Genomic DNA, 26,819 nt, shown 5'->3' with positions numbered 1-26,819 from the left:
AAAGAAGGTTCTACTTATGAGCTTATTCGTCCGTGAAAAGCCATTTTATCACTCATTCTTTGCCTTAACCATCATCATTGGCCTCCAGAATATGATTACATTTGGCGTTAACCTGTCCGATAACTTCCTTGTAGGCGGATATAGTGAATCTGCACTATCTGGGGTCGCGCTTGCTAATCAAATTCAGTTTGTGCTGCAAATGCTGGTGATGGGTGTAGGAGAAGGTTTGGTCATTATGGCTTCAAGATATTGGGGGGCCAAGGATATCCCTTCCATAAAAAAAATCGCTAGCATTGGCATGCGCCTGTCTATCCTCGTCGGTTTAATCATATGGGCGGTTGTCTTTTTCTTTCCTGAAGGCTGCATGGCTTTATTTACTAACGATACGAGCGTGATCCACGAAGGAACAAAATATGTACAGATAATCTGCTTTTCCTATATCTTTTTTGCCATAACCAACATACTGCTTGCAACACTCCGAAGTGTAGAGACAGTAAAAATTGGGTTTATCCTGTCCTCCTCTACGCTGATCATTAACATCTGTCTGAACTACCTTTTAATTTATGGCCATTTAGGTTTTCCAGAGCTGGGTATAAAAGGCTCCGCCATCGCCACATTAGCAGCAAGAATCATCGAGCTCGTGATCATTTGTCTCTACGTTAAACGCTTTGACCGGAAGCTTATGTTAAAACTACATGATTTCTTTAAGATGGAAAAAGAGTTGCTAAAACAATACATTAAGATCGGGTCCCCCATCCTTATGTCCAATTTTATTTGGGGTGTTGCGATGGCCATACAAACCGCTATTTTGGGGCATATGGGAGGTACCGCAATTGCCGCAAACAGTATCGCAACGACCCTCTTTGGCATTGTAACGGTGGGAATTTATGCCTCTGCGAATGCCACCACTGTTGTAATTGGCAAAACCATTGGCAAGGGGGATATGGATAAAATTAGGGCCTATGCCAAAACACTTCAGATCCTATATCTCGCATTTGGACTTTTTACCGGTCTCATTCTTTTTATTCTAAAGGATTTCGTACTCGATTTTTATTCAATTACAGCAGAAGCTCGCGACCTTTCGCTACAGTTCATGATCGTGCTTTCCATCACAGTCTGTGGAACGGCTTATCAGATGCCGGCTTTGACAGGCATTGTCCGTGCGGGAGGAGATACGCGCTTTGTACTGTACAATGATAGTATTTTTATGTGGTTGATTGTCCTTCCAGCCTCATCCTTATGTGCCTTTGCCTTGCACCTTTCACCACTAATGGTTTTTATTTGTCTCAAGTCCGATCAGATTTTAAAATGCTTTGTTGCTATTGTAAAAGTCAATCGTTATCGCTGGATTCGCACGTTTCAATCGCCTACTGATAAAAAAGAGGATGAAGTACTCCCTGTGAGCTAAACATCTATGCATTCATGATCGTAGAGCCCAAGCTTATATTCTACAAACCTACAGGGGGAAAACGAAGTGAACCTTGGAGTAAGGTTAGAGAGCATTTTTCTATTTGAAAAGTGCTCTTGTTAGCAAAGGTTATTATGTTGGATCTAAAGTTATAATTTTTGTATAAAATTCCCATTTAATCCACCTATTCTTATCACTTTCTCTAAATTAATGCCGAAAAGGTAAGACTAGGTCGATCGTATAGTCAATCTATATCCTCTATTAATTGCTGTAAGGTAATGCAACTGCCAGCCTATGCTTCATAAAATTAATAACTCCCATTGGCAATATGTCAGCATATCCTCTTAACAGCCAAAATAAAATAATTAATATAGTATCTCCTTCATGTGGCATCTGTTTGACATTAGGGACAGGTACAGGGGGACAAAGTCCCCTTCCCCTATTGTCTCCTACTTAAAACTGAATGACCGCACGAAATCTTGTCTTCCCTTTCAGCATTTCATCATAAGCCTCATTTAATTGTTCCAAATCAAAGGTTTCGATCATAGGCTTTGCTCCCGATAAGGCACTAAAATTCAAGGTGTCTTGTGAGTCGATCGACGAACCACTATTCCAGGCTTGTACTGATTTTCTTGTACCGAAGAACACAAATGGATTAATCTCAATCGGTTCTCCCATGACTGAGGCAATGATCAGCTTTCCATTATTATTCAGGCCATTTACAAGCTCTGAGGCTGCTTTACCATTTGGAGCGGTCGCAAGAATAACCTGTGCCCCACCAAAAGCACCTAATGCCTCACCAATATCCTGCGCACTGGCATCAATATAGTGATGAGCACCAAGTTGCTTGGCAAGCGCTTCTTTATCACTGCCTCCGGAAATAGCAATGGTCTTAAAGCCCATTTTATTAGCAAATTGTATGCCTAAATGACCTAATCCACCAATTCCTTGAACGGCAACAACATCCCCAGCTTTTGCCCCACTTTTGCGCAAAGCATTGTAAGTCGTGATTCCTGCACAAAGAAGCGGTGCTGCTTCTACAGCTCTAAGCTGGTCAGGGATCAAGGCCAAGGCCTCTTGAGGAGCTACCATATATTCTGCATATCCCCCATCATAAGAGAGACCACTGACTAAACCATGCTCACAATTGATAAAGTCCCCTCTGCGACAAGCGTCACACTCGTGGCAATGTCCCGCATGCCAGCCGACTCCGACACGCTGACCTTCTTTCCAGTTAGTCACCCCTTGCCCCACAGCGTCAATATAGCCAGCTACCTCATGGCCTGGAATGCGTGGATAGACAATCCCCGGTACGAGACCATCCTTCACCGACGAATCACTGTGACAAACACCACAAGCCTCAACTTTAATGCGGACTTGGCCTTTATCCGGCTCTGGAATCTCTCTTTCTACAATTTCAAATGAACCGCCTGGGCGGGATATTTGTGCTGCTTTCATTAATACCATTGTCATTGCTCCTTTTTTTACTCAGTTTTAAACTATGGGTGCCAACGTCAGCTTACATTCACTTCATGAATGCTCCCCTAAGGTGAACTTGAAATTCATCACCCATGGTTTATACTAATGGTATTACTTAGAGTTATATCTAAGTCAAGATAAAAAATTTTGGGGGTGACAAGAAGCAATGTATACGATTAATGAAGTGGCTCAAATATGCGATTTATCCGCGCATACTTTACGATTCTACGACAAAGAAGGCCTCCTCCCATTTATTTCAAGAAATAAAACTGGCAATCGCATGTTTTCCGAAGACGATTTGGAAATTGTAAAGCTGATTTGTTGTTTAAAAAATACCGGGATGCCAATCAAAGACATCAAACATTATATTGACTTACTCATGGAAGGTGATGAAACCTTCGACACCCGAAAGCAAATCATTTTAGATCATCGTAAAGAAGTCATGCGACAAATCAGTGAATTAAAGAAAAATCTCAACATCATCGATTTAAAGGTTGCTTTTTATAATTCGAACAGAACTGATATCCTTTCCTAAGGAACAATTTTGGAATAAAACCTCATGAGTTAGAGGTCACTCGAAGGCAAATATACCCATAACAATAGGGACAGGTATCGCCCCGTCCCTCTCCATTCTTTGTCCCTTATTTTTTTGCTGCTTTATTGACCATATCGATGAGTTCATCATAGGTTGTACCTTTAAACGCTTTTCCATTGACATAAAAGGCAGGGGTGCCTTGTATCCCTAATTTCTTCACATAAGATTGATCCGTTTTCAACCCCTTCTTATATGTGCCTGCATTAAATGCTTTAACAACTTTATTAACATTCGTTTCGTTGGTCACTGTTTTCAATGTTTTTTCTAAAAAGGCTGGCTTATAAACATCCATTTGTTCATACTTTGCCCCGTCTGGTTGCCTGGCGTATAGCTCATCATGAAACTGCCAGAACACCTTATTGCCTAATTTGTGATAGACAGTCTCAGCAAATAAAGCCGCTCTTGAGGAATCCGTATAGATAAATGGATCATTCATAAAGTAGAAGGTAGCCTTTCCCGTGTCCACAAGATCCTTTTGCATGTCAGGAAAAGCTGTTTCATTAAAGTTCTTGCAGTAAGGGCATTTATAATCACCAAATTCCACAATTTTTACTGGCGCATGTTTATCTCCTAAGTAAGGCTGTCCTGTATAATCAAAGGTTGTTTGACCGTTTTGGACGTTCCCTACAACTAAAAGAACGATAAGTGCGACAGCAAACACTCCAATAGCTGCAAAAATCCATATTCGAGCGCCTCGCTTCTTTGTATGAGTTTTCTTAACTTGTTTTCCCTTTTTCTTCGTGGCCATAATGACACCTCATTCGTTGATAGATTTTTTGTAAATAGAACCCTCAAACAACACTACACAACGTAGTGTAAAGGAGTAAAAATAAGTGACAGAGTCAGACCACTGCCACTATAAGCGCACTCATACTCATCGCAAAAAGCGACAAGAGGAGTGACTGTGTGTTCAGCCGTAACGGAATGCTATACCTTGGCTCCAGCAAATGCTGTAAACGATAATTCACTGCTGTATCAGCAAATGGCACAACAACTGGCGAAGGCATCCGCCTAGGACAATGATTGATCAATTTAAGTAGCGCCTTGCTAAGACCTAACTCTGATCCCGTCTTCCTTATCGCAAATTCATCAGCCGCCAATTCACAGATAATTTTATAATTATGATACAGCCACTTTGCTAGAGGAATAAACCACAGAGATCTCGATATCTGTTCAAGAATAAAAAGCTTTAAAGGGTCGACATGCTGTTGATGACTGAGCTCGTGTTTCATCACAGCTTGAAGCTCTTGCGGATCAAGTAATGTCAATAAACCTGTGCTAACGACAATCAGCGGTCGGCGTAATCCAACTGTAAAGGCCGATATATCCTTCTGATCAATCACGATCAATTGATGCCTGTTTAATTCGAACCTTTGGCTGATCACATTTGTTAATTCAATATTCACAAGTCGAGACAACCTCGCCTTAAATCGCTTCGATCGAATAGAGTGCATGATGCCCCCCATGAAAATAGCTAAAAAACTATAAGTAACCCACGCATTCAGTAAAGACAGAATCAGCATATAGTAAACAGAATGTTTTATAAAAAGACCGAGACAAAAATCAAAGAAATTGAGAGGAAGTCGTATGCCAAATAACAAATGCAGGACATACATCCCCATTTGCCCCCAGACAATCCCCGCCATCAACACCCCTATGCCAAATAGGTACAACGCTCTTTTTTTCCACATTATCAATGTTCCTTTTTAAGAGAGTGTATTTTCTGTTCAAGCTTGGCTAGTAAATCCTCATCCACATCTTCCATCGCATCAAGCATATGATTAATGACAACACCACCAAATTCGTCCAAAAGAGTTTCTGTTAATTGCTTTGACTGCTCATCAATGAAGGCTTTCTTAGATTGAACAGGGCGGAAGAGCGAGAGACGTCCTTCTGTTCTTTTCATTAAAATTCCTTTATCAACCAATCGCTTCATGACAGTCATCACAGTGTTAAAATTGATAGGCTTGTCCTTCTCTAGATGTTGCTGAACCTGTTTGATCGATTGCTCACTTTCTTTTGCCCATAAGTAATCCATAATCTTAGCCTCTAAAGGACCAAAGAAACGATCCAGGCCGACCTGATCATATTTAAAATTTTTAATCGTCATTTATAAAACCCTCCACTACAGATTGTAGTGCCATCACTTACAAAGATCAAGTCTTTTCATTTTGAAGACTATATTTGCCTCCTATTTCCTAAACTAAAAAAACTCTTGAATTCGCGAGCCACTACAAAACGTTTAATGTTTAGATGAAAGAGACGATCTAAAATTACCCATACAGGCTGATAGCTCCCCCTAATTCTATGAGGGTCCGTAAATTCTGCTCCATCGCCCGTACCCCCAAAGCCCTGCTTGTCGTTTAGCCCCAAAAAAATACTGTGTCCCCTGATACGCGACTGTCGTTAAACACCTTTCCAGTTTAACGCGCATGCCTAATGCCTCATAGGCTTCTCGCATGGCTGCCTCTTCAGGCATTTCTCCTGCTTTAATGCCACCACCAGGAAACACGTACAATCTAAGCTTTCTTTATTTTTTATTGATTAGACATGCTCTAACCAATGCCATTCGTCTTCAGCTAGCACAATTTCGGAGCCTTCATTACAAGAGGATAACTCCTCTTCATTTTGCGCACCAATAATTGCAGCGGTTGGGAACGGCTGATTGATGACATAAGCTAGGGCAATTTGAATAGTTGTAACCCCCTTATCTTTAGCAAGAGATTCTGCCCGGCGCAATCTTTCCCAGTTAGCTTCATTATAGAAAACACGAACAAGATCTTCATTGCTACGATCCTCCGGTGTGAAACGTCCTGTGAAGAAGCCCCGAGCTTGAGAGGACCATGAGAGCAGCGGCATTTGCTGCGCTTTATGCCATTCACAATAAGCAGCATCTGCAGAAATACAGCCTTCCCAATAAGGCTCTTGTGCTTTGGCTAAGCTTAGATTGGGACTATTAAAAGTAAACCCAACTAAACCATTTTTTTCAGCATAAGTATTAGCCTCTTCTAAACGGGCTGTTGTCCAATTAGACCCTCCAATAGCCTTGATGCGCCCTGCCTCAATATGTGCATTCAAAGCCTCAATAATGACGGCGACAGGAACATTCGGATCATCACGATGCAAGGCATACAAATCGATATAATCCGTGCCAAGTCTCTCTAGGCTGGTAAAGAGGTCACTTGATATCGCTTCAGGATTAACTCGTGGTCCAGTATGATCATGATGCGCACCTTTAGTTAGAATGACTACCTCTTCGCGATTTCCTCTCTCTCTTAACCATTGCCCAATAGCGATTTCACTTTCACCACCACAATAGATATGCGCGGTATCAATCGTATTCCCGCCGATGGCAAAGAAGCGGTCCAATACTGTGCGCACAACATCATAATGGCTTGGTCTAAAATAGTCTGATCCCTGAATAAGTGTGGTCACAGGCTTTTCACAGCCCGTAATCTGAATTGTTTTCACGATTCCCCTCCTATTCTATTTTGACACGGCGGCGTTCTCTAGCCGATGTCAAACAAGCATCGAGCACCTTCATATCTAAAATGGCATCATGCGCAGGATAAGGTAAGGGGGCACCATCGAGAATGCTTCTTCCTAGCGCATCCGCTTGCAAGGCATATTGATTGACCTTCGGGACATCGACTTCTCGGCGTCCGTCCTTTGTGATAACAAAAAAGTTATCCTGCTGATTTTGTTGAACAACAAATGCGGATGGCACCTCGATCCTACCTTCCGTCCCAATAACTTCAAGTGTATTTCTGCCAGCGGCCCACATGCCACAATCAAAGGTCAGCGCAACACCTCGATTAAATTCGAGAAGCCCCGAAGCCATCATATCCACATCATCATGTGCATCAGAGAAAAGCGCATGAACCGTTGCAGCCTGGGGCTCCTCCTCAAGGAGCATACGAGCAACGCTGATAGGATAGACACCCACATCATATAATGACCCTCCACCCCAAGCTTTTTTATAACGCACATTCCCTTTATCTCCTGCATTATTAAAGGTAAAGGTCGCGTGGATGCCACGAAGTTCACCCATTTCACCAGAGTGAATCATCTCGCGAATCAGCGCATAGCGTGGATGATAACGATACATAAAAGCTTCCGCGAAAACAACATTGGCTTTTTCACATGCCGCTGCCATTTCCTCAGCCTCCGCAGCGTTAAGAGCAGCAGGTTTTTCACATAGAACATGCTTACCCGCTTCAGCCGCGTGAATCGTCCATTCTTTATGCAAATGATTAGGTAACGGTATGTAAACGCTGTCAACATTAGGATCATTGAGCAACGCTTCATAGCTGCCATAGGCTTGTGGTATAGATAGTTCCTTTGCGGTATCCTGGGCCTTTTCTAAACTGCGACTGGCAAGGGCGACAACTTCCCCTGTCTCTGATTGCTGAATCCCAGGGATCACTGACCGTTTGGCAATGCCCGCACTTCCAATAATCCCCCATCTAATCTTCTTCATTCGCTTCCTCCTATAGTATAAATGTACGCTTTCTATCATTATATTAGACGTACTCCAAAAATATAAGTCTATTGCTCTATAATGTTTTAATTTTTTTATTGCTTTTTATATAATCTTCCTGCATCACGTTCATCTAATATAAGGAGCATTAACTCTTTTATTAGATTCAGTGAAAGCGATTATCTTTATTCTAAATCAATTGCTGGAATGCCTAGTACTTGAGTATGTTCACGCAGAATACCAAAAGCGCATTACTTCATATTCTGAAGCAACGCGCTCAAAACAATACTTATCCTAGACTATTCATAGAAGTTCCCAAAACACGAGTAAAAAGGCTTATCTATCAAGTGGTTTATTCTGTATTTCAACGCATCAACTAAATGAAAAAAACCCGTTTCTGATAAGGTTAAAACATCGACGAAATAACCATCAGAAAGGCTTCTTATAATGGCTCCTTTACCGCAAATAACGCATGATTTCAATCGTAGAATGAAATTGTCAAATGATGGAGGAGCCCTTTCCTCCGATACAGGTGAGTTCATATTCCGAGAATGCGACGAAAAAGTGGATTTCTCCCAACCTTTGATTCAACACCTCAAACTAAAGGATGAAAGGCATTACTTTGTTCATGCGAATGAACAGCTGATTCGCCAAAAACTCTATCAAATGATTGCCAGATATTCCGAAGATGATGCGGCTGATCAATCTAGAGGGACAAAAAAATATGCAGATTCAAACGATACGGACAAAGATCATTAAAGTGGCCAGCAAATGAGTAAAGTCAGGTCGATCATTGTCCTTCAAGTTATCTTCCAGCTTTGTTTATCACACATTTTTTGGGGACATACTACAGCGCATTCAAAGGCTCAAACTCGAGTGATTGGAGCGTATGGCGGGAGACTCCTACGGGAACAGCACGTGTCCGAAGCNCCCAATTTCAACATTTATTTTCGCGCCAAGGGAAAAGTATGCCCAAAAACAGATAACTTTTTAGTGCACGATCATTTTATTGCTTCATCGCAGTGACTTTCTCAATATTATTCCTAATATAGTTTGGTCTTGAACTGAAATCTCGTTTTTCTTTGAAGGATGAATAAATCAGGTTTATATTTAACGCTCACCAACTGCCTTAATTTTTGCCCTATTCTGCAGTAAGTACATAGAAATAAGTACAATCGCGAGGATAACTAGAGCAAGCATTCCCCAATATACATGGCTGTAAACTTGCCCAAATGGGACTTCCTTCTGCCATGACATAAACTTGGCAGTAATACCCACTCCAAACGCGCCGCTGAAGAATTGAAGGAGCTGTAGCAGCCCCATTCCGGAACCGACTAAGCGATGCTCAATCTGTTGGGAAACCTCATTGGACACTGCTCCAGTTACAAAAGTAAATCCTGTGCTCATCAGCATATAAATGAACAAAATAGCCATATAAGAATGACTAGCAAATAATGCAAACAAAATGGTTGAAGCCAGCATCATAAAGGAAAAAATGCAAATCATCATCGCATTCCCCAACCTCTCAAGCCTCTTACCCGCTAGGCGAGGAAGCAATACAGAGACAAGTGCCCCTGGAAAAATGATTAGCCCAGCACTGATTGTACTTAATCCATGAAGATTAATAAGGACCTGCGGCATCAGAAACAAGTTTGCAAAATTGCACATATAAGCAGCAACTCCGATAGCCACTAGTGTTAAATATGTTCGATGTCTGAATAATTTAGGTTGAATAAAAGGATCACGGTTCTTAAAGATATGAACAACAAATAAAAAAAGCGCACATAGTCCAACAAAAAGCGCTATCCAATAGTCATTTGTAACGAACATGAGAAGTCCTGTCGTCCCGATTCCTATGAGAATCGCTCCAAAAATATCAAAAGTACCCTTCTCTGGTTGTTCTCTTGGAAGTTCCATCGCTAGAAACGGAATCAAAATCAGAGGTGCTGCTGTTACAAAAAATAGATCCTGCCAGTTCCAATCTTCAATAATTACTCCAGCAACCACTGGACCTAATCCAAGTCCTAGTGACACTGCCGCAATTAGATTTACAACAAACTTCCCTCTTCGCCTAACAGGGATATATCGCGAGGTAAATACTAAGCAAAGTGAAGGAATGGCTCCAGCTACCGCTGCCTGAAGTAACCGAACCAAAAGCAACATCGGATAGCTATCAGAAAATAGTCCAACAATAGAAACGGCACTCAGTATACTAAGTGAGAGAATAAACAAGCGCCGTATTGGGACAAAGTCAGATAAACGACTAAAGGTTATCGACGAAATAGCAAACAAGATTGAATAACCCGTCACGATCCAAGAGGACGCAGGAGCTGACATCCCGTATTCTTTGGTGATCAAGGGTAAAGCCACATTAAACATCGTTGTATTCATGGTAACAATCATGATGGACAAGGCTAATAAGACTAATAAAAAGGTTTCCTTCCGAAGTGCATTTTCAGAAATGTCATATTCCAAATTTTTAGATTGAGCCATACATCTTCTCCTTTGTTCATTTATTGTAGCAAGCCAATCCCTTGTTTTGCCGTAAAGTATTGGCATTTACCTGTACTCTCGTTTTTAACCATTAGAGAATGATCATTCTAAAATAAATAAAAAATTATTCATAATTCCTCTCTAAAAGTCATTTCATCACTCTGAAGATCTAATGCTAGAACATCCACACAGAATTTTTATACCTATCGCTATTTATTTGCTCCCCCTCTTTCAAAAGAGAATCACATATTATAGAACGATCATTCTCGAATATCATAAAAAAATAAAGATAGGGGTAGATGTGTTATTAATCCACAATACTCTAGCTTTATTTCATATCATTTTTTTATTCATAATATACAAATAATCTTTCTAAAATCATAAAAAAACTACTTTTTCAAAACAGATATAGATAGTTTAGAAATCCGCTGAAGCTTTTCCTTATCCAAAGAAGTTCGGATCATTACTCTTAAACCTGTCAAAACATTATTAAGATATTCAGCAAAATGTGCTGCACTGTGTTGTTTGTTAAACTCCCCAGACTCCTGTCCCCGCCTTACAACCTCTTCAATTAATTGTTCTGATCGAATAAAGGCATGTCTAGTTTTGAGATCTACATCCGCATCGCGAATCGCCAATTCTACTACTGAATTCACAAACAAGCATCCAGGAGGCATACCCTCTTCTCCATCTAATATGTAATCAAATATAAATTCGATGGCTCCCTCAGCTGTTTCTGCTTGTTTTATCCCTGCCTGCACATCAGCTCTCACTTTTTCACCAAAACGATCCATCACTTTTAGAAACAAGGTATGCTTATCTGTAAACGCATCATAAATGCTTCTGCGGTGGATGCCCATGTGTTCAACAAGATCAGCCATAGAAGTTTTTTCATAGCCCTGCTCCCAAAAGAGTTTCATGGCTTTGTCTAGAACAGCACCTTCATCATATTCCTTGTTTCTCGCCATTTTGTGTCCCTCCTTGAACACATATTATCATAATGAGAACGATCGGTAAAGAAAATAACTAACATAATATTTTATACTTATTAACTCACTATCGTTGGACCTGTCATCTCGCCAACACCTTCACTTCCTGAACAATTTAACTATGTTTTTTAACAAGTTATAGGATGACTGTCTCTACCGAAAAAACGTTCACCAAGGTCTAGCTTCCCTTGATGAACGTTATAAGTGTTGATTAAATAGATTGAGAGACTATGCGTGAAGCAAGCTCGGACACTTTCTGAAGTCCTTCTTCAATAATAGTATCTCTTTTGTCTGGCATCGCTTGATGACCTTCGATGATCACTTCATCAAACATGTTCATACCAAATAAACTGCCAAACATCGTATGCATGTAGTTTACTGCCATTTCAGTAGGAGCCGTTTCCGGTAGCGAATAAACACCACCACGCGCGTTAAGTAAAATCACCTTTTTATCCTCTAATGGGTGACTTACATTGCCCACCTCATCATACTTAAAAGTAAAACCAGCTTCCGCAATGTAATCAATAAAGGTTTGCAATTTAGCTGGAATAGTAAAATTCCATAATGGGAAAACAAAGACAAGGACATCTGCTGCTTCAACTGCATCCTTTGCTTTTTGCTTGGCTGCCAGCAAACGCTGTTCAACATCAGAAAGCGCACTGCCATTACTTAATTTCTCAAAGGCATTAAACAAATCTTGTCCAAAGTAGGGCATATCTTCTTCAAACACATCAAAAGTGGTTACATTGAGATGCTCCGCTCCTTGTATTCCCTCCATAAATGTCTCATACATCTTACTTGAAATCGCCTCTGTGGCAGGGCGATTATTCGCCTTTACAACTAATATATTCACACTAGATCCTCCTGCATGATTAAATAATTAAGGAGTTACGGATGGCAACTGAACTATCCCTTCTATGCGTTCACCCGTATTTCCTGATCTTATATTAAAGAGATTTTTCATTGACATCAACCAATATACTCTTTCTTGTGTTGGCTATACGACAGATCAATGAAATTGTTTAATAAGTTAAGATCAATACCTCCATTTTTAAAAGAGTAAGAGGGATAGAGGGAAAGGATCAAAAAATACGACTAAATTTGAAAGCCAAGTAGCCCCTTAATTTAAACGACCACCTACTAAAGCAGGTGGATTTGGACATAAATGTCGACGACTAAAGTCGTTTCCTAAGATTGAAGTCATCTCAAAGCCGTTAAGCTTAAGCCAACTAAATTTCGACTAAACTCTTTCGTCAATCTTGAATATGTCGTCGTTTCTCTCATCATTGAATTGATTGGCTATATAATTTCTAACAGTTTCTTCTGTCACAGCCCCTACTGTGGCGTAAAAGTAGCCTTTTGCCCATAAATGTTGTCCCTAGTATTTCCTTTTGAGGTCTGGAAATTGATCTTGTAGGAGTCTGGAAGATCTTCCTTTCCAACGCTTCCTTGTAAGATGGTGATGCCTCTTGCCTCGCACCCTTATCTAATTAACTCTCATGTTCTTACTGCAATGGGACCATGTAATATCTTATATCTATATTTTGTTACCCAAATGACATGGTACTTTATATCATAAACTGCATGACTCGTCTTTCTATAGCCGGCCATACTATTCACCTCATTCTTAAATATGGACACGCTAGGGAAAGGCTAAAAGCTGATACCGTCTAAAGACGGTGGAGTTAGACCTCGCACTTGGAAATTAAAACGAAGCTAAAAATATATTGGAAATATTCTCCTTCAATTCATCTCCATCCATGTTTACCCCCCGCACTTATTTATCATAATTTTTTTAATTCATTAATAATCAATAGCTAAAGGAATATTTATTTAAAATGAAGGCTATCTTTTTCTATGAGGATGTGCTATACTTAGTTTACTAATTGTTGTTCGGCATATGATGATAGATACGAGATATACCTAATCCGTTATTTTGTCTTGAATAGTATGAGCAGTAATAGTAAATATCGTGCGAATGACGCACCAGGAGGTTATACAATGAACACAGGTACAGTTAAATGGTTCAACGCAGAAAAAGGCTTCGGTTTTATCGAAGTTGAAGGTGGAGACGATGTATTCGTACATTTTTCTGCTATTCAAGGCGACGGCTTCAAAACTTTAGATGAAGGTCAAACTGTGACTTTCGATATCGAAGAAGGCCAACGCGGACCACAAGCAACTAACGTTGTAAAAGGCTAATAATGCTTATGCAAAAAGCTCTTCCAAATGGAAGAGCTTTTTTATATTCTATTATCACTCCACCCTCTTGACCGCCCCTAAATAGGCTTTATTGGTGTATTATGGTATAATGGCAGCAGTTTTCAGAGGTACTCTTGATGAGGAGGCATTCGGTATGAATGAACAGATAAAACACAATAATATCGAGCGTTTTACTGGATTTGGTGATCTTTATAACCAAAATCGCCCCAGTGCACCACAAGAAGTTGTTAGGATTTTAACCACCTACCTAAAAAAAAGCCCACAAACCGTCATCGATGTCGGCTGTGGAACAGGCCTGTCTTCTTTTATTTGGCTGGATGAGGCTGAACATATTATTGGCGTTGAGCCTAGTGACGATATGCGCCAAGTCGCTATTTCTCGGTGGAAGGAACAAGGAGAGCCTAAAGCGATACATTTTATAAAGGGTCTTTCTCACCAGCTGGATCTCACTTCTGAATCCGCAGATATTATCACCTGTTCGCAATCCTTCCATTGGATGGAGCCGCAAGTGACTCTGAAAGAATTTGCTAGAGTCCTTCGTCCAGGAGGTATTTTTGCCGCCTATGATTGTGATTGGCCACCGGCCTTCGATTGGGAGATTGAAGAGGCCTATAGTCAACTCCTCATTCTTGCCAATGAACAGGTCAAACAGCTTGCGGAATCAGAAAAGCATGCTTTTAAATGGAATAAAAATGAACACCTAACAAACATTCGTCAGTCAGGCCACTTCCGTTTTTCAAAAGAAATTGTCTTTCATAACTGGGAAATCTGTGATGCAACACGCTATGCGAATATCGCTCTTAGCCAAGGCGATCTGCAAACTGCGCTCAAATTAGGCTCGAGTGAGCTACAACAGCACTTTACTGCATTTCAAGAGAAAGTGGCTAAAGCCTTCAATGGTGAAAAGAAAGAGATTCTCTTTAGCTATCGTATGCGTATGGGTATCAAGTGAATTTATGTCTATGAGAGTTGTCTTAAAGTACTTTTAGAGACATCTCTTTTTTTAACGATTCACGTTGGCTGTAATAATGAAAAATCGCCCTTATTTAGATTGTAATTTTTCGTGATCAATGGTTTCCGGTGGCTGCTCCATCCAGCCCTTATCTATCATGATTTGCGCCCCATCCTCTACATATAATGAAACATCCAATAAACAGCGTGCATACATCGCACTGATATCTCGCCTTCCATTCAGTGATGCCCCGTTGGCATATTCTCTAATCTTCATCGAAAACATATCTATTTTATGAAACACCATCAGTTTATCCGAGAATGGTGCTGTTGTTGAACGCGTTACCAAATGATCGAGTAATGTTGGGGAGGGTAAATTGTCCGTACTCAATTTGTTGGAAAGTAATTCAATGTGCTTGTGATTAATTTTAATCCCTCGATTTAAAAATTTCCGAACCCTTTCATTTTTGGCCACCTGACTAAAACCAATAATGAGTGCTTTACTTGTTACATCATTATTAATATTTCCAAACAAATGAGCAATTTCCAGACCATGGAGCGGACGAACATTTCCAAAAAAACCATTTAAAAAGCTCTGCTTATTAACAAAATCTACCTTTCTTGGCGTTTCTATCGATGGAGCATTTTTAAGAATGCCTTTCTCCAGCATAAGCGTATTAACCTCTGTCATTAATTTGACAGTCTCTTGAAGACAATTAACAAAAAAGTCACGGACATCTTCTCGGGTGACTAAAGGAATTGCCGCACTATAAATACTCATGCCTGCCTTTCCCGTATATTGAAGATAATGAAGGTAAAACTCGTCAGCATATAATCTTGGTGCATCAAGAGATACATCTTCCTCAGTATAACCCACTGGAATAGGAAAATTATCGCGTTCAAAAATAGCTTTAATTTCTTTGGCCAATGCTTCACTTAATTTTAAAGCATTGGAGACAATCTTCTTTATACTTGGATCCTCCACATGATTGTTAAAATAGCTGAGCACACAATGGCCCATCGTATTTCCCTGATAGGATGCCCAAAGCTTCCCCATCTCGGCTACCGTTAATCTGGCTTGATGAAACGATTTTTCCTTTGACATGTTTAACTCCCTGACTCCTTTCCAAACTCTTATATATCATTTCTATATTCAGCCGTACTAGATGTGATTTGAAGAAGAGAATCTCCCTTTGAAAAAATGAAGACGATGTCGAAGGAATATGTAAGCCTTTCTTCTTATGTAATGGGACCAAAACACATATTTTTTGGATTGACTACTGAAAAGGGCAACTGAAACGAGCAGGATCAACAAACCAACGATATATTTTTTCATGCCATGTCTCCTTATAAACTTCATAGTATGGATAGTTATTTCTATTATTGTCCGTTCGTTGATCATGTATGTATAGTAATGTGGATAGGCTCATTTCCTCTCAAAATATTCGATTCTTTCCTGGTTACCCTTGTTTTCTCCACAATAAAAATCCTTGGTCATTCACCAAGGATTTCGGTTCTATTCCATTGCTAATGGTTCAAGACCAGGCAGGACGACTTTAACTTGCGTGCCCTTGCCAGGGGTAGAGGTGATGAATACGCCATAAGGGTCACCGTAGTAGAGCTTTAGGCGTTCATCAACGTTTTGAATACCAATGCCACCTAGCTTAGGGAGAGCCTTTTCCTTTTTAGACTCATTATGATTATGACTCAGCTGACTAGGTCCAGCATTAAGAATAGATGTATTAAAACCAACACCATCATCTTCAACAAAAAACTGTATCGTCTTATCCTTCGCTACAATGGCATAGACATCCAAATGACCAGGTCCCTCTTTTTCCCGGATGCCATGATAGATAGCATTCTCTACTAATGGTTGAAGGATGATTTTTGGAATGCCCTTATCCGCTAACAAAGGATCATAGTTCACCTCATAAGAAAGCTTGTCACCATAACGCTCCTTTTGAATAAATAAATATTTGGATACGTGTGCCATCTCTTTTTCTATTGTCGTGAATTCACTTCCTCCACTTAACGATAACTGGAAGAATTCTGCTAAGGCTTTTGTCGTTGAGATGACCCGCTCAGTATCCTGAAATTCGGCCATCCAAACAATGGTGTCCAACGTATTGTAGAGAAAATGTGGATTAATTTGACTGTGCAAAACGCTCAACTCATGTAACCGCAAGCTCTGCTCCTTCTTTTCTATATCCTTTAAGAGCTGGCGGATTTCAAGTACCATAGAATTAAAATGCTGTGCAAGTCCCTGAACTTCAGTGACCCCTGTCTCGGGTACGCTGACAATAAGGCGCCCGCGTTCAACCTGTTGCATCGCCTGCTCCAGACGTCGTATAGGCCGTGTCAGACTTTTCGCGATCCAAGGGGAAGCTAGCCCAATAAGTAGTAAAAGACCCGCAGCTACCATAAAAAAGGATTTAAGCAATTGTGAGCGAATTTGCTTTAAACCATCCAATGAGCTGACACCGACCAATGTCCAATCCGAATCCTTAAGCTTTGTTTTATAGATCAGGCGATTTTTTTTCGGATCATAGCCTTGCTTTTGCTGACTGAGCTTAATAAGCTGTTGCTGCTTTGCTGTATTTTTAAAATAAGAAACATCCTTGTGATAGACAATGCGATTTTTACTATTAATGATAAAAGCGTAACCATTACTGCCAAGATCCAATTCATTGAGATAATCCTCTATTTTCCGATACTTGATATCCATTTGCACGACACCGAGATTCTTGCCGTTCCTATCGGTAATCTCTTGACTCATGGAGATGACCCAGTTGTTCTTGTCCATTGAAAACTTTTGCATACGCGCAGAAGTTAACGTCGGACTATTGCTATGAATGGCGGCCACATACCATGGCTCATCCATCAAATTGGTAGACTGTGTCATATTCAGCTTTTTCTCATTAGAGAGAACATAGCCATCCTTACTAATGACAAAAACGGATTTAATGGAGCTATCCGTCGAAAGCACATTGTGAATGATGTTGAGAATATCCGCTTCACCTGTTTTGTTCTTTGATGCCAGTGTGCGAATGGTCTCAGGATTACGGGCCAGCATTTCCGATAATACTTTCAAGCGGTCTATATACATTTCAACATAGGTGCCACCCTTAGCAATCGCCATCTGATTTGATTTCACGGATTCATGCATAACGACACGTGAAATGCCAACGTAAAGCACACTGCCAGTCATTCCAATCATCAGTACACTGACTAATATATAAATCGATAAAATTCTAAACTGTAATGAGCGCAAGAATAACTTCATGTTTCTTTAACCTGATCGCGATAGTGAAGGGGCGAGATGCCAAACTTCTTTTTAAAAGTCGCACTAAAATAATTAGGATTATCAAAACCGACGTCCTCAGAAATTTCATAGACCTTTTTATCAGAAGCTAAAAGCAATAGTTTAGCATGTTCCAAGCGCCAGGAAACAAGATAATCCTGAAAAGAGACTTTAAATAGCTTCTTAAAAAGCGTACTCATATAACCTGCACTAAACCCCATTTGCCCCGCCAAAACGGTCAGCGAGAAGCGAGGATTAGCTAGATTCTCTTCGATGATGCGCATGATCTGTTTTTGTTCATCATCAGAATAAGCTGACGTCTTATCAGGCTCTGCTTTCATCTGAAAATCCTGTAATAGGGCCAGCAGCTCAGACTGCTGACCCTCCTGTTTCAATGCACCGACCAATTTATTTAATACCTCAAAAACATCATTTCTTGATACTGGTTTAAGCACATAATCATTAATCCCAAGCTTTAAAGCCGTCACCGCATAATCATAATAATCATAGCCGGTAATCACCGCCATTTTCACACTAGGCTTAATGGCCTTTACCTTGGCTGCGAAATCGAGGCCGTTCATCCTTGGCATATTGATATCCAACAGCACAAGATCCGGTTGATGCTCTTGAAAAAGACGCAAACCTTCTTCACCATTAGCTGCTTCGTAGATTTCTTCAATATTCAATTCGCTAAAGGACACAAAACGTTTAATCCCGTTTCTGACTAAGTCCTCATCCTCTACAAGCAACAATTTGTACATTGCGATAGCTCCTTTGAGATCATTTTACTACATTGATCAAGTCCCCGTAACCCTCTTTATCCATATCGGTGAGGGGAACAAAACGAATGGAGGCACTATCAATGCAATAGCGCTTACCGCCTTTATCCTTTGGACCATCGTCAAAGACATGACCGAGATGAATCTTTCCAACGCGACTGCGTAATTCGGTTCGCACCATGCCAAAGCTGGTGTCTTTATGATAGGTGACGACATCGGGATCAATCGGCTTGGTAAAGCTAGGCCAGCCACATCCAGAATCATATTTATCTTTACTGGAGAATAACGGCTCACCCGTTGTAACATCGACATAAATACCAGGTTTAAATGTATTCCAGTATTTATTAGAGAAAGCATGCTCAGTGTCTCCCAGCACCGCTACCTTATATTGCTCTTTTGTCAAAGTTTTTTTAAGCACTGCATTGCTTGGTTTATGATATTTAGAAGGGTCAATTTTAACCTTCTGATCTTTTAATATACCAAGATCAACATGACAGTAGCCATTAGGATGCTTCTCTAAATAATCCTGATGATACTCTTCTGCTTTATACCAATTCTTAAGCGGAAGAACCTCTGTGACAATTTCCTTATCGTATTTCTTTTGTTCCTGCGCCACGACCTTTTTAATCGTTGCCGAATCTTGATCATCAGTATAGTAAACGCCTGTGCGGTATTGAACCCCTCTGTCATTCCCTTGTTGATTTTTACTCGTAGGATCGATGACCTTAAAGAAATCCGTGACTAAGTCGGTCAGACTAACCCTTTTAGGGTCATAGGTCACTTTCACCGTCTCTGCAAACCCTCGATCTCCTCGCTCCACTTGCTCGTAGGTCGGATGTTTTCCTGTTCCATTGGCATAGCCATTGACCGCGTCGCTCACACCATAAATCCTTGAAATGTAGGCTTCAATCCCCCAAAAACAGCCGCCCGCCAAATAGATGGTGTGCAAGTCACTTTTAGAATAATCAACATGTTTATTGGGATTAGGTAGGGATGCCGTTGTCACCTTTGCTGTATCGCCACTTCCCCCTGTCGCAGCTAACGCTTCAGATTGATTCGTCTTCACTATAGATGCAGGTGAACATGCTGTTAACATTAATACAAATAACAGTGAAAAAGCTATAGCTAATCGCTTCATAGTCGCCCTCCTTAATTTATAGTCTGAATCGTGCTGTTGACCACTTTGTTCGTGTTATGGCCAGGAATTGCTTTAGCTAATACACCATCCGTTCCGATATAGTAAGAGGATGGATAGCCCTTCACGCCAAATTTTTTCGCCCATGTTCCTCCATCATCCAGCAGGACCTCGATATTGTTATAGCCGCGTTTTGAAAACCAATCCACAAAATCCTTTTCAGATTGCTCCCCATTATAGCCTGGACTGACAATGGTTAATACTTTATAATCATGTTTTTCCCCTGATAGTTTGTTCAAGTCATCTAATCCTGCTAAACAGATCGGACACCATGATGCCCAAAATTTCACATAAACCTTCTGACCTTTAAAATCAGAAAGGGACACTGTCTTGCCATTCATATCTTTAAGTTTGAATTGTGGAGCCATCGGCCCTTTATTGACTACCGCACTATTGGCTTCTGCCGTTTTCGTGCCATCATGCCCAATGTAATGGACACTGACGAATGCTATAACAAGCAAGGCTGCGATGACGACTCCCCATATGCCTTTCTTTTTTAATCCTTTCATCTTCTTCAGCTCCTTTTAATATTGAAAGTAAGATGTAATGTCATTCAGCTTGTTTGTCACAAGCAAGATTCCCATAAGAATCAATACAGCACTAGAAACGATTTTTAAAGCGTTCATATGCTTGTAGAGCTTGCGCATCTTCGTTAATAACAAATCAGAAAATAGCGCCATCACAAAAAATGGAATAGCTAGGCCTAAAGCATAAACCAGCATGTAAATTCCACCCGAAGCGACAGAACCACCGCTCGCTGATAGACTAAGTACCGCTGCAAGAACCGGCCCAATACAAGGGGTCCAGCCAAAGCTAAAAGTAAACCCAAGTAAAAAGGCACCAAAAAAGCCTCGGTTTTTCTGAAAATCTGCGCTCAATTTTTTTTCACGCTCTAAGAACTTCAGTTTGAAGATTCCCGTTTGGTAAATGCCAAACAGAATAACAATAATCCCACAAATGGTAATAAACAGCGAACTATTCAACACAGTTCCAAGCGAGCCAGCGCCGAACCCTAATACAACAAACACCATGGACAAGCCAAGAATAAAAAGCAAGGTTCTTATGATAAGAACCGGTGAAAGCTTCATACGCCAAAGCTGCCAGCTATTAAATCTGTTCCCTGTTTCCGAGCTCCCCAGGAAAGCAAGATACACAGGCAGCAGGGGCAATATACAGGGGGAAAAGAAAGACAGCACCCCAGCCGCAAATACACTGCCTACATAAATTTGTTCTGTCAACTAGCACCACCTCCTTGTACGACTGACTCTTGGTTCATAACTTAAGTGTAGGAGAAATGCAGTCTAATGAACATCCAAGATCATTAGCACTTTCTTTAAAATCTTCATGTGTTTTATTCATCTTTAATGTTCTGCTCTCTCTTTAAAAAGCTTCTTCCAGCAAAAAAGAGCTGATCTTGAGATCAACTCTTTTTTCCTCACGTTCCCGCAGTCCTCCACTCGTTTTTATCGCCATGTGTTTTAACGAAGCCTTCAATGTGCCTTACAAAATTCTAAATAAATTTCTTTTCTGTTTCCTATAGACCCCCTTAAAATCAAAGGCTTTGTTTACATAAAACCAAAAGGGGTTATATAATCAAGAACCTTTAACTAAATGAAAACAATGGCTCGCTTATTTCCAGCAGTTTTGGGACAACAGGCTCAGCAAGCTCAAGAATGTCGTGGAAAACACTGATGACTAACATCCCTGTGATAGCCTTATATTTTGGGCTACCTGCATCAGGCTTGCGCTTTTCTTATATACGTCAGCCAATAAATGCCCCCGACAAAAAGCGATCCCCCAGCAATATTTCCTAGAAACACTGGAACAAAGTTATTTAAGTAATCTCCCCATGTAAATTGCCCTGCAAAGATGGCAGCAGGGATGACAAACATGTTCGCCACAACGTGTTGAAAGCCAATGGCAACAAAGGCCATGATGGGAAACCAAATGGCTACAATCTTACTGATCATATCTGTTGACCCATAACAAAGCCATACAGCTAAACAAACAAGCCAGTTACAGCCAATCGCTGAGATGAAGGCCTGCATAAATGTTTCATTCAGCTTACCAGCAGCAATGGCCACTGTTTTATCAAAAAAGGGAGCACCTTCTGTCAGGCCTACAACATGTCCAAAAAAATAAGCAACACAAATCGCTCCAATAAAATTTGTAATCGTAATGATGACCCAATTGATAATTAATTTATTAATGCCTATTTTTCTTGAAAAAAGCGCCATAGCAACTGCCAACATATTTCCCGTCAGAAGCTCTCCGCCTGCTAGAAGCACTAGGACAAGCCCTACTGGAAACACGGCCGCTCCCAAAAACGAAGCAAACGAACTCCAAATAGCTGGTGGCATCCCTGCGGTCACTCTAATATCCAATAAAAAGCCTACAGAAATAAAAGCGCCACCCAAAAATCCTAATAAAATCATATTCAAAAAAGACATACTAGCTTTCTTCGTACCATTCTCTACAGTTATTTCTGCAATTTCCTGTGGATTATGAAAAGCCATGCCGCCACTCCTCATCTAATGTATTATTCTCAATTTAAGCCTGCACTTAAGCTTAGTATTTTATTTTTACGATGAGAATTATACATTGAAGTATGTAGTCACAAGCTTTATTGTCCTGCCAAAAAGCATATCCACCTTTTTTGCTTGTGTTCAATCAGGCATCATTTTGAGGAAAATTAAAAAAGCAGCCTTCTGATGGCCGAGTCATTCCAAGAGTTGCACGAACGTGGGGAGAAAAGAACCCTATAGATGACATTCTTGCTATTTCCAGAAATAATTATATTAGCACCATTCGATTTATGACAATTGCGCTATTCGCTGGCGATTAAATCAAACAAACGTCAAATTAACAAAAGCCAGTAGATCAAATCTCAAAAGCCCCCTAGCAGTTCCTCTTTTATGAGCGCCAGCGACGGTATAAATTCTGATGGTAAAAACGGGGTGAGACAGAAGTATTCAGCTCATAGAGAATCCGAACGCATTCACAACTTTGAAGGGATGCGTTCGGATTTTAAGTGAGTCATGAAGCGCTCCGTCAAACTACTCGCTTTCCACGGGTACCGCCTCAGCTAACTTGAGAATAGACTATTTATTTTCCCAAGTATTCATGATTAAAAGTCCCCTGTTCCGCGTCTACACGTATGGCTTCAAAGTCAACTTTCTCGGAACAACTCGAGGTTTACTCGTGAAGTAACGCTGGCACCGTTCCCGTAGGCGTTTCCGTATTTTGACTACGCTTCCCATTTTCCTGGCTACTTATCGTTTGGTAATAGGCTGATTTCTTTTCGTTTTGTCACTCCCTGTTTAACATTTACCATGCATAGGCTTTCGGTGCTTCCCCATAGCCAGGGAAAATTTCGTCTAAACGATCCAGGGCTGCCTGATCGAATGTGATTTCCACTGCGCGTAGGGCTTGTTCAAACTGCTCTAACGTTCTTGGACCGATAATCGGTGCCGTAATGGCAGGATGTTGAAGGACCCATGCGAGCGCAACATCAGCTTCCTTTTCGCCAAAATCTTTACAAAAAGCCGAAAAGTCTTCGAGTTGCTGTCTATGTTTTTCAATGCGTTCTGTTTGATTGGCTGAACGCGACCCTTTTGCCGGATTTAAAGCATTTCCTCCAAGAAGACCGCCATCTAATGGACTCCAAACAATAACGCCAATGCCTTGATCCTGAGCAGCCGGCAGTACCTCTAATTCTGGCAGGCGGCAGAGTAAACTATATTTATGCTGTTCTGAAACGAGACCGAAGAAATGGCGTGACTTTGCCGCAGCCTGGGCTTTCACAAGGTCCCATCCCGCAAAATTACTAGAGCCCACATAATCGATCGTCCCCTGTTGGACAAGTGATTGAAAGACTTCCCACAGCTCATCCCATGATGTATTTCTGTCCACATGGTGCATTTGATAGAGTTCGATGTGATCGGTTTGCAAGCGTTTAAGTGAACCTTCCAAATGACGACGAATTTTATAAGCGGATAAATTACGCTCATTATTTGGACCATCATTTTCATCATTCATGGGATTATAGACTTTAGTCGCTAGTACAACTTTCTCCCTGCGATTGCCACCTTGGGCAAACCATCTGCCGATAATCTCCTCGGTCCACCCCTTCCTATCCTGACCGTAAACGTTCGCGGTATCAAAGAAGTTAACCCCCGCATCCAAGGCTGCATCCATAATGCGAAAGGCTTCCTTCTCTTCTGTTACGGGACCAAAATTCATCGTCCCTAAACAAAGCCGGCTTACCTTCATTCCAGAACGTCCTAACTGTGAATATTCCAATGGTCATTGCCTCCTGACACTCGTATTTTTTGATAAGTAAGAAAACATTAAACCTCCATCACCTATTATAGAGAGAACGATAGAAAAATAGAAATAAAACGCTTACTCATGTGTGATTAAAAAACAAGCATTATTTTGATAAGCGTAAGGTGTACAAGTCATTTTCCAAGATGTGCTGCGCTTTCTCTTTTAGAGCTTTGAGATCATCATAGACAGATACAACTCTACCAATGTACGCATCCAGCTGACCTTCTGCAAGATAATACATCCATTGTGGGGCTTGATTAGGGGGGACGTCAGCATGCTCCTCAAATAGCTGTTCCATATGGGGTAAATAGCGTTTTCCCACTGTCGATTCCCTTTGATACCGTGTCATGTCCGTATCATTTAAACCTGGATCTAAGGCGAAAACTTTAATAGAGGTGTTCGCCAACTCTGCTGCCAAATTCTCTGTCAATCGCGCAACGGCCGTTTTTGATGTGCCATATCCATTGCCATAAGGGAATGGACCCACAGTTCCACCACCAACTAGATTAATAATACACCCGTAGTCCTGCCTTAACAGGATGGGTACAACGGATTGAATACACAAAAGTGGACCAAAAATATTTGTAGACAGATCATTGATTACCGTCTTCGCATCAACTTCCCACGTTGGACCAATCGCAGCAAATGCCCCCGCATTATTTATCCATACATCAAGATGGCCATATTGATTCACGACATATTGGACAACCTCATCAATCTCTTCCGGTCGTGTAACGTCCATTTGACAAACAGCATGCTCATGACCATATTGCTCTAATTCAGTTTCTAAAGTATCCAAACGCTCTCTATTTCTTCCTGTTGCCACAACAGTGTAGCCTTGTCTTGCAAAGTAATGCGCTGCATGTCTACCGATTCCTCGAGTAGCCCCCGTAATCACAACAATATTTTGCTGCATCACCCACACATCCCCTTTCAAAAATGACTCCATCCTAAAACACTTTCGCTCCCATGACATTTTTAACAAAATTATATTTAAAAAGGCAGCAAATGCCCAAGCATTTACTACCTCTATACAAAACACTCACTTACAATTTCGTTTCACCGTCATTGCCATACCAATCAAAATGGAAGGTGCCTTCTTTATCCACTCTTTCATAAGTATGCGCGCCAAAATAATCTCTTTGTGCTTGAATCAGATTGGCTGGCAGGGTTTCACTGCGATAGGAATCATAGTAAGCAATCGCAGACGAGAAGGTTGGGACTGGAACACCTGCTTTAACAGCAATGCTGATCACCTCACGGACAGCCTCTTGATATTTGGCGGTAATGTCCATAAAATACTCATCCAGCATTAAATTCTTTAACTCTGGGTTCTTATCATAAGCATCGGTAATTTTTTGTAGAAATTGTGCCCGAATGATACAGCCTGCACGGAAAAGCTTAGCAATTTGACCGTATTGAAGGTTCCAATCAAAGCTCTCACTAGCGGCACGCATTTGCGCAAACCCTTGTGCATAGCTCATGATCTTACTAAAGTAGAGTGCCTGTCTAATGCTTTCAATCAATGCCTGTTTGTCGCCATCATAGGCATAGCCTGCTGGCTTGGCAAGGACCTTACTTGCTTCAACACGCTCATCCTTGAAAGCAGAAATGAAGCGGGCAAAAACAGATTCAGTAATCAACGGTAAAGAAACACCCAAGTCTAACGCATTTTGGGATGTCCATTTTCCTGTTCCTTTATTACCTGCTCGATCCAAAATGATATCCACCATTGGTTTGCCTGTCACTGGATCCTTCTTAGTCAAAGCATCAGCAGTGATTTCAATAAGGAAGCTATCTAGCTCACCTTTATTCCATTCATCGAAAACCCCCGCGGCTTCTTCGACAGATAGACCAGCGACTTCACGAAGCAAATGATAGGATTCGGCAATCAATTGCATATCACCATATTCAATGCCATTATGTACCATTTTAACAAAATGACCCGCACCATTCGGACCGATATAGGCAACACAAGGCTCATCATCCTGCGGCGCTTTTGCAGCAATCTTTTCAAGGATTGGCGCAACCAATTCATAGGCTTCCTTCTGTCCACCAGGCATAATGGCAGGACCTTTTAACGCCCCTTCCTCACCACCAGACACACCCGTACCTATAAAGTTGATACCTGAAGAAGCAAGCTCCTCATTGCGACGCATCGTGTCTTTAAAGAACGTGTTTCCTCCATCGATTAATATATCCCCTTTATCTAAGTGTGGAAGCAATGACTGAATCGTTTTATCCGTTGGCATACCGGCCTTCACCATAAGCATTATTCTTCTTGGCTTTTCTAAAGAAGCAACAAATTCCTCAATAGAATATGTCGGTACAAGATTTTTGCCTGGATTTTCTTGAATGACTTCATCTGTTTTTGAAGAGGTTCTGTTAAAAATGGAAACCGAATAGCCTCTACTTTCAATATTTAAAGCCAAATTCTTACCCATGACCGCCATGCCGACGACACCGATTTGTTGTTGACTCATAGTCTCACCCTTTTTCTTTTGTATGCATTCCCGCATGGGCTTTCCCTGCAGGTCGCAGCCTTTTATTATGTACATCTTCATTACTGACATACTTGCACACGGATAAAAATGTCA

The 26,819-nt window shown here is 40.9% G+C and carries 25 protein-coding genes and 3 pseudogenes; 6 read left to right on the top strand and 22 right to left on the bottom strand.

The genetic code is table 11. The features are described 5' to 3' along the window. The first annotated feature begins 16 nt into the window (after nucleotides 1-16). Entirely contained in the window at nucleotides 17-1,408 is a 1,392-nt protein-coding gene (locus IEW82_RS03540; RefSeq protein ID WP_188689302.1) for an MATE family efflux transporter, read from the top strand. Between the two features lie 453 nt (nucleotides 1,409-1,861). Here the strand turns inward: IEW82_RS03540 and IEW82_RS03535 are convergent, their stop codons facing one another. Beyond that, the gene (locus tag IEW82_RS03535) at nucleotides 1,862-2,875 is read right to left on the bottom strand and encodes an alcohol dehydrogenase (RefSeq protein WP_188689300.1); all 1,014 of its coding nucleotides are present in this window, start codon (nucleotides 2,873-2,875) and stop codon (nucleotides 1,862-1,864) included. Between the two features lie 178 nt (nucleotides 2,876-3,053). Between IEW82_RS03535 and IEW82_RS03530 the strand changes: the two genes are divergently transcribed. Further along, entirely contained in the window at nucleotides 3,054-3,422 is a 369-nt protein-coding gene (locus IEW82_RS03530) for a MerR family transcriptional regulator (RefSeq protein WP_188689297.1), read from the top strand. A gap of 106 nt (nucleotides 3,423-3,528) precedes the next feature. On the opposite strand, the gene IEW82_RS03525 is transcribed toward IEW82_RS03530, so the two are convergent. From IEW82_RS03525 to IEW82_RS03500, 6 genes are all read right to left on the bottom strand, one after another. Further along, a complete protein-coding gene (locus tag IEW82_RS03525) occupies nucleotides 3,529-4,230 on the bottom strand; it encodes a DsbA family protein (RefSeq protein WP_188689294.1) in 702 nt (233 codons plus the stop codon). Nucleotides 4,231-4,324: 94 nt separating this feature from the next. Next, nucleotides 4,325-5,173 carry a M56 family metallopeptidase gene (locus IEW82_RS03520; RefSeq protein WP_188689291.1) on the bottom strand — a complete coding sequence of 283 codons (849 nt, stop codon included), beginning with the start codon at nucleotides 5,171-5,173 and terminating at the stop codon, nucleotides 4,325-4,327. Between the two features lie 2 nt (nucleotides 5,174-5,175). Next, nucleotides 5,176-5,592 (bottom strand): BlaI/MecI/CopY family transcriptional regulator, encoded by a 417-nt coding sequence (locus IEW82_RS03515; RefSeq protein ID WP_188689287.1) that lies wholly within the window; start codon nucleotides 5,590-5,592, stop codon nucleotides 5,176-5,178. A 195-nt stretch (nucleotides 5,593-5,787) separates the two neighbouring features. Further along, nucleotides 5,788-5,994 (bottom strand): NUDIX domain-containing protein, encoded by a 207-nt coding sequence (locus tag IEW82_RS03510; RefSeq protein ID WP_229672303.1) that lies wholly within the window; start codon nucleotides 5,992-5,994, stop codon nucleotides 5,788-5,790. A 32-nt stretch (nucleotides 5,995-6,026) separates the two neighbouring features. Beyond that, nucleotides 6,027-6,953: an aldo/keto reductase gene (locus IEW82_RS03505; RefSeq protein WP_188689281.1), complete on the bottom strand. Its 927-nt coding sequence runs from the start codon at nucleotides 6,951-6,953 to the stop codon at nucleotides 6,027-6,029. A gap of 10 nt (nucleotides 6,954-6,963) precedes the next feature. Next, nucleotides 6,964-7,962 (bottom strand): Gfo/Idh/MocA family protein, encoded by a 999-nt coding sequence (locus tag IEW82_RS03500; RefSeq protein WP_188689279.1) that lies wholly within the window; start codon nucleotides 7,960-7,962, stop codon nucleotides 6,964-6,966. A 447-nt stretch (nucleotides 7,963-8,409) separates the two neighbouring features. Here IEW82_RS03500 and IEW82_RS03495 point away from each other — a divergent pair. Next, nucleotides 8,410-8,667: pseudogene (locus tag IEW82_RS03495) on the top strand (transposase); the annotation flags it as partial. Nucleotides 8,668-8,671: 4 nt separating this feature from the next. After that, nucleotides 8,672-8,842: pseudogene (locus tag IEW82_RS20350) on the top strand (transposase); the annotation flags it as partial. Nucleotides 8,843-9,072: 230 nt separating this feature from the next. Here the strand turns inward: IEW82_RS20350 and IEW82_RS03490 are convergent. The 5 genes and pseudogenes from IEW82_RS03490 to IEW82_RS20345 all read right to left on the bottom strand — a co-directional run bounded on the left by IEW82_RS03490 (nucleotide 9,073) and on the right by IEW82_RS20345 (nucleotide 13,055). Further along, complete coding sequence (locus tag IEW82_RS03490; RefSeq protein WP_188689276.1) at nucleotides 9,073-10,455, bottom strand: MFS transporter; 1,383 nt, start codon at nucleotides 10,453-10,455, stop codon at nucleotides 9,073-9,075. A gap of 389 nt (nucleotides 10,456-10,844) precedes the next feature. Further along, the gene (locus IEW82_RS03485) at nucleotides 10,845-11,423 is read right to left on the bottom strand and encodes a TetR/AcrR family transcriptional regulator (RefSeq protein WP_188689274.1); all 579 of its coding nucleotides are present in this window, start codon (nucleotides 11,421-11,423) and stop codon (nucleotides 10,845-10,847) included. 232 nt (nucleotides 11,424-11,655) lie between these two features. Then, a complete protein-coding gene (locus tag IEW82_RS03480) occupies nucleotides 11,656-12,297 on the bottom strand; it encodes an FMN-dependent NADH-azoreductase (protein ID WP_188689272.1) in 642 nt (213 codons plus the stop codon). A gap of 387 nt (nucleotides 12,298-12,684) precedes the next feature. Continuing rightward, nucleotides 12,685-12,783 (bottom strand): annotated as a pseudogene (locus tag IEW82_RS19945) (hypothetical protein); the annotation flags it as partial. Nucleotides 12,784-12,941: 158 nt separating this feature from the next. Further along, nucleotides 12,942-13,055, bottom strand: coding sequence for a transposase (locus IEW82_RS20345; protein WP_229672252.1), 114 nt, complete (start codon nucleotides 13,053-13,055; stop codon nucleotides 12,942-12,944). Between the two features lie 390 nt (nucleotides 13,056-13,445). Here IEW82_RS20345 and IEW82_RS03470 point away from each other — a divergent pair, with 390 nt between their 5' ends. Further along, nucleotides 13,446-13,646, top strand: a complete 201-nt coding sequence (locus IEW82_RS03470; RefSeq protein ID WP_188689269.1) for a cold-shock protein — start codon at nucleotides 13,446-13,448, stop codon at nucleotides 13,644-13,646. Between the two features lie 154 nt (nucleotides 13,647-13,800). Next, the gene (locus IEW82_RS03465; RefSeq protein WP_188689267.1) at nucleotides 13,801-14,619 is read left to right on the top strand and encodes a class I SAM-dependent methyltransferase; all 819 of its coding nucleotides are present in this window, start codon (nucleotides 13,801-13,803) and stop codon (nucleotides 14,617-14,619) included. 90 nt (nucleotides 14,620-14,709) lie between these two features. Here the strand turns inward: IEW82_RS03465 and IEW82_RS03460 are convergent, their stop codons facing one another. The 10 genes from IEW82_RS03460 to gnd all read right to left on the bottom strand — a co-directional run bounded on the left by IEW82_RS03460 (nucleotide 14,710) and on the right by gnd (nucleotide 26,705). Then, entirely contained in the window at nucleotides 14,710-15,723 is a 1,014-nt protein-coding gene (locus IEW82_RS03460; protein ID WP_188689265.1) for a DUF3231 family protein, read from the bottom strand. A gap of 411 nt (nucleotides 15,724-16,134) precedes the next feature. After that, nucleotides 16,135-17,901, bottom strand: a complete 1,767-nt coding sequence (locus IEW82_RS03455) for a sensor histidine kinase (protein WP_188689263.1) — start codon at nucleotides 17,899-17,901, stop codon at nucleotides 16,135-16,137. Further along, entirely contained in the window at nucleotides 17,898-18,680 is a 783-nt protein-coding gene (locus IEW82_RS03450) for a response regulator transcription factor (protein WP_188689260.1), read from the bottom strand. Before IEW82_RS03450 ends, IEW82_RS03455 begins: the two co-directional genes overlap by 4 nt. Before the next feature lie 19 nt (nucleotides 18,681-18,699). Then, on the bottom strand, nucleotides 18,700-19,836 hold the full coding sequence (msrB, locus tag IEW82_RS03445; protein ID WP_188689258.1) for a peptide-methionine (R)-S-oxide reductase MsrB: 1,137 nt from the start codon (nucleotides 19,834-19,836) through the stop codon (nucleotides 18,700-18,702). Between the two features lie 11 nt (nucleotides 19,837-19,847). Then, entirely contained in the window at nucleotides 19,848-20,402 is a 555-nt protein-coding gene (locus IEW82_RS03440) for a TlpA family protein disulfide reductase (RefSeq protein ID WP_188689253.1), read from the bottom strand. Nucleotides 20,403-20,417: 15 nt separating this feature from the next. Further along, nucleotides 20,418-21,131: a cytochrome c biogenesis CcdA family protein gene (locus IEW82_RS03435; protein ID WP_188689250.1), complete on the bottom strand. Its 714-nt coding sequence runs from the start codon at nucleotides 21,129-21,131 to the stop codon at nucleotides 20,418-20,420. 498 nt (nucleotides 21,132-21,629) lie between these two features. Beyond that, nucleotides 21,630-22,409: a formate/nitrite transporter family protein gene (locus IEW82_RS03430; RefSeq protein WP_188689248.1), complete on the bottom strand. Its 780-nt coding sequence runs from the start codon at nucleotides 22,407-22,409 to the stop codon at nucleotides 21,630-21,632. Nucleotides 22,410-23,220: 811 nt separating this feature from the next. Beyond that, nucleotides 23,221-24,195: an aldo/keto reductase gene (locus IEW82_RS03425; protein ID WP_188689245.1), complete on the bottom strand. Its 975-nt coding sequence runs from the start codon at nucleotides 24,193-24,195 to the stop codon at nucleotides 23,221-23,223. A gap of 130 nt (nucleotides 24,196-24,325) precedes the next feature. After that, nucleotides 24,326-25,138: an SDR family NAD(P)-dependent oxidoreductase gene (locus IEW82_RS03420; RefSeq protein ID WP_229672301.1), complete on the bottom strand. Its 813-nt coding sequence runs from the start codon at nucleotides 25,136-25,138 to the stop codon at nucleotides 24,326-24,328. A 130-nt stretch (nucleotides 25,139-25,268) separates the two neighbouring features. Further along, nucleotides 25,269-26,705, bottom strand: coding sequence for an NADP-dependent phosphogluconate dehydrogenase (gene gnd, locus IEW82_RS03415; protein ID WP_188689239.1), 1,437 nt, complete (start codon nucleotides 26,703-26,705; stop codon nucleotides 25,269-25,271). Nucleotides 26,706-26,819: the final 114 nt, after the last annotated feature.

It is taken from the genome of Pullulanibacillus camelliae, from assembly GCF_014642655.1.
Lineage (GTDB): Bacteria > Bacillota > Bacilli > Bacillales > Sporolactobacillaceae > Pullulanibacillus > Pullulanibacillus camelliae.
Note: the sequence above shows the minus strand (reverse complement) of the source record. Positions and strands in the feature narration are given on the sequence as shown.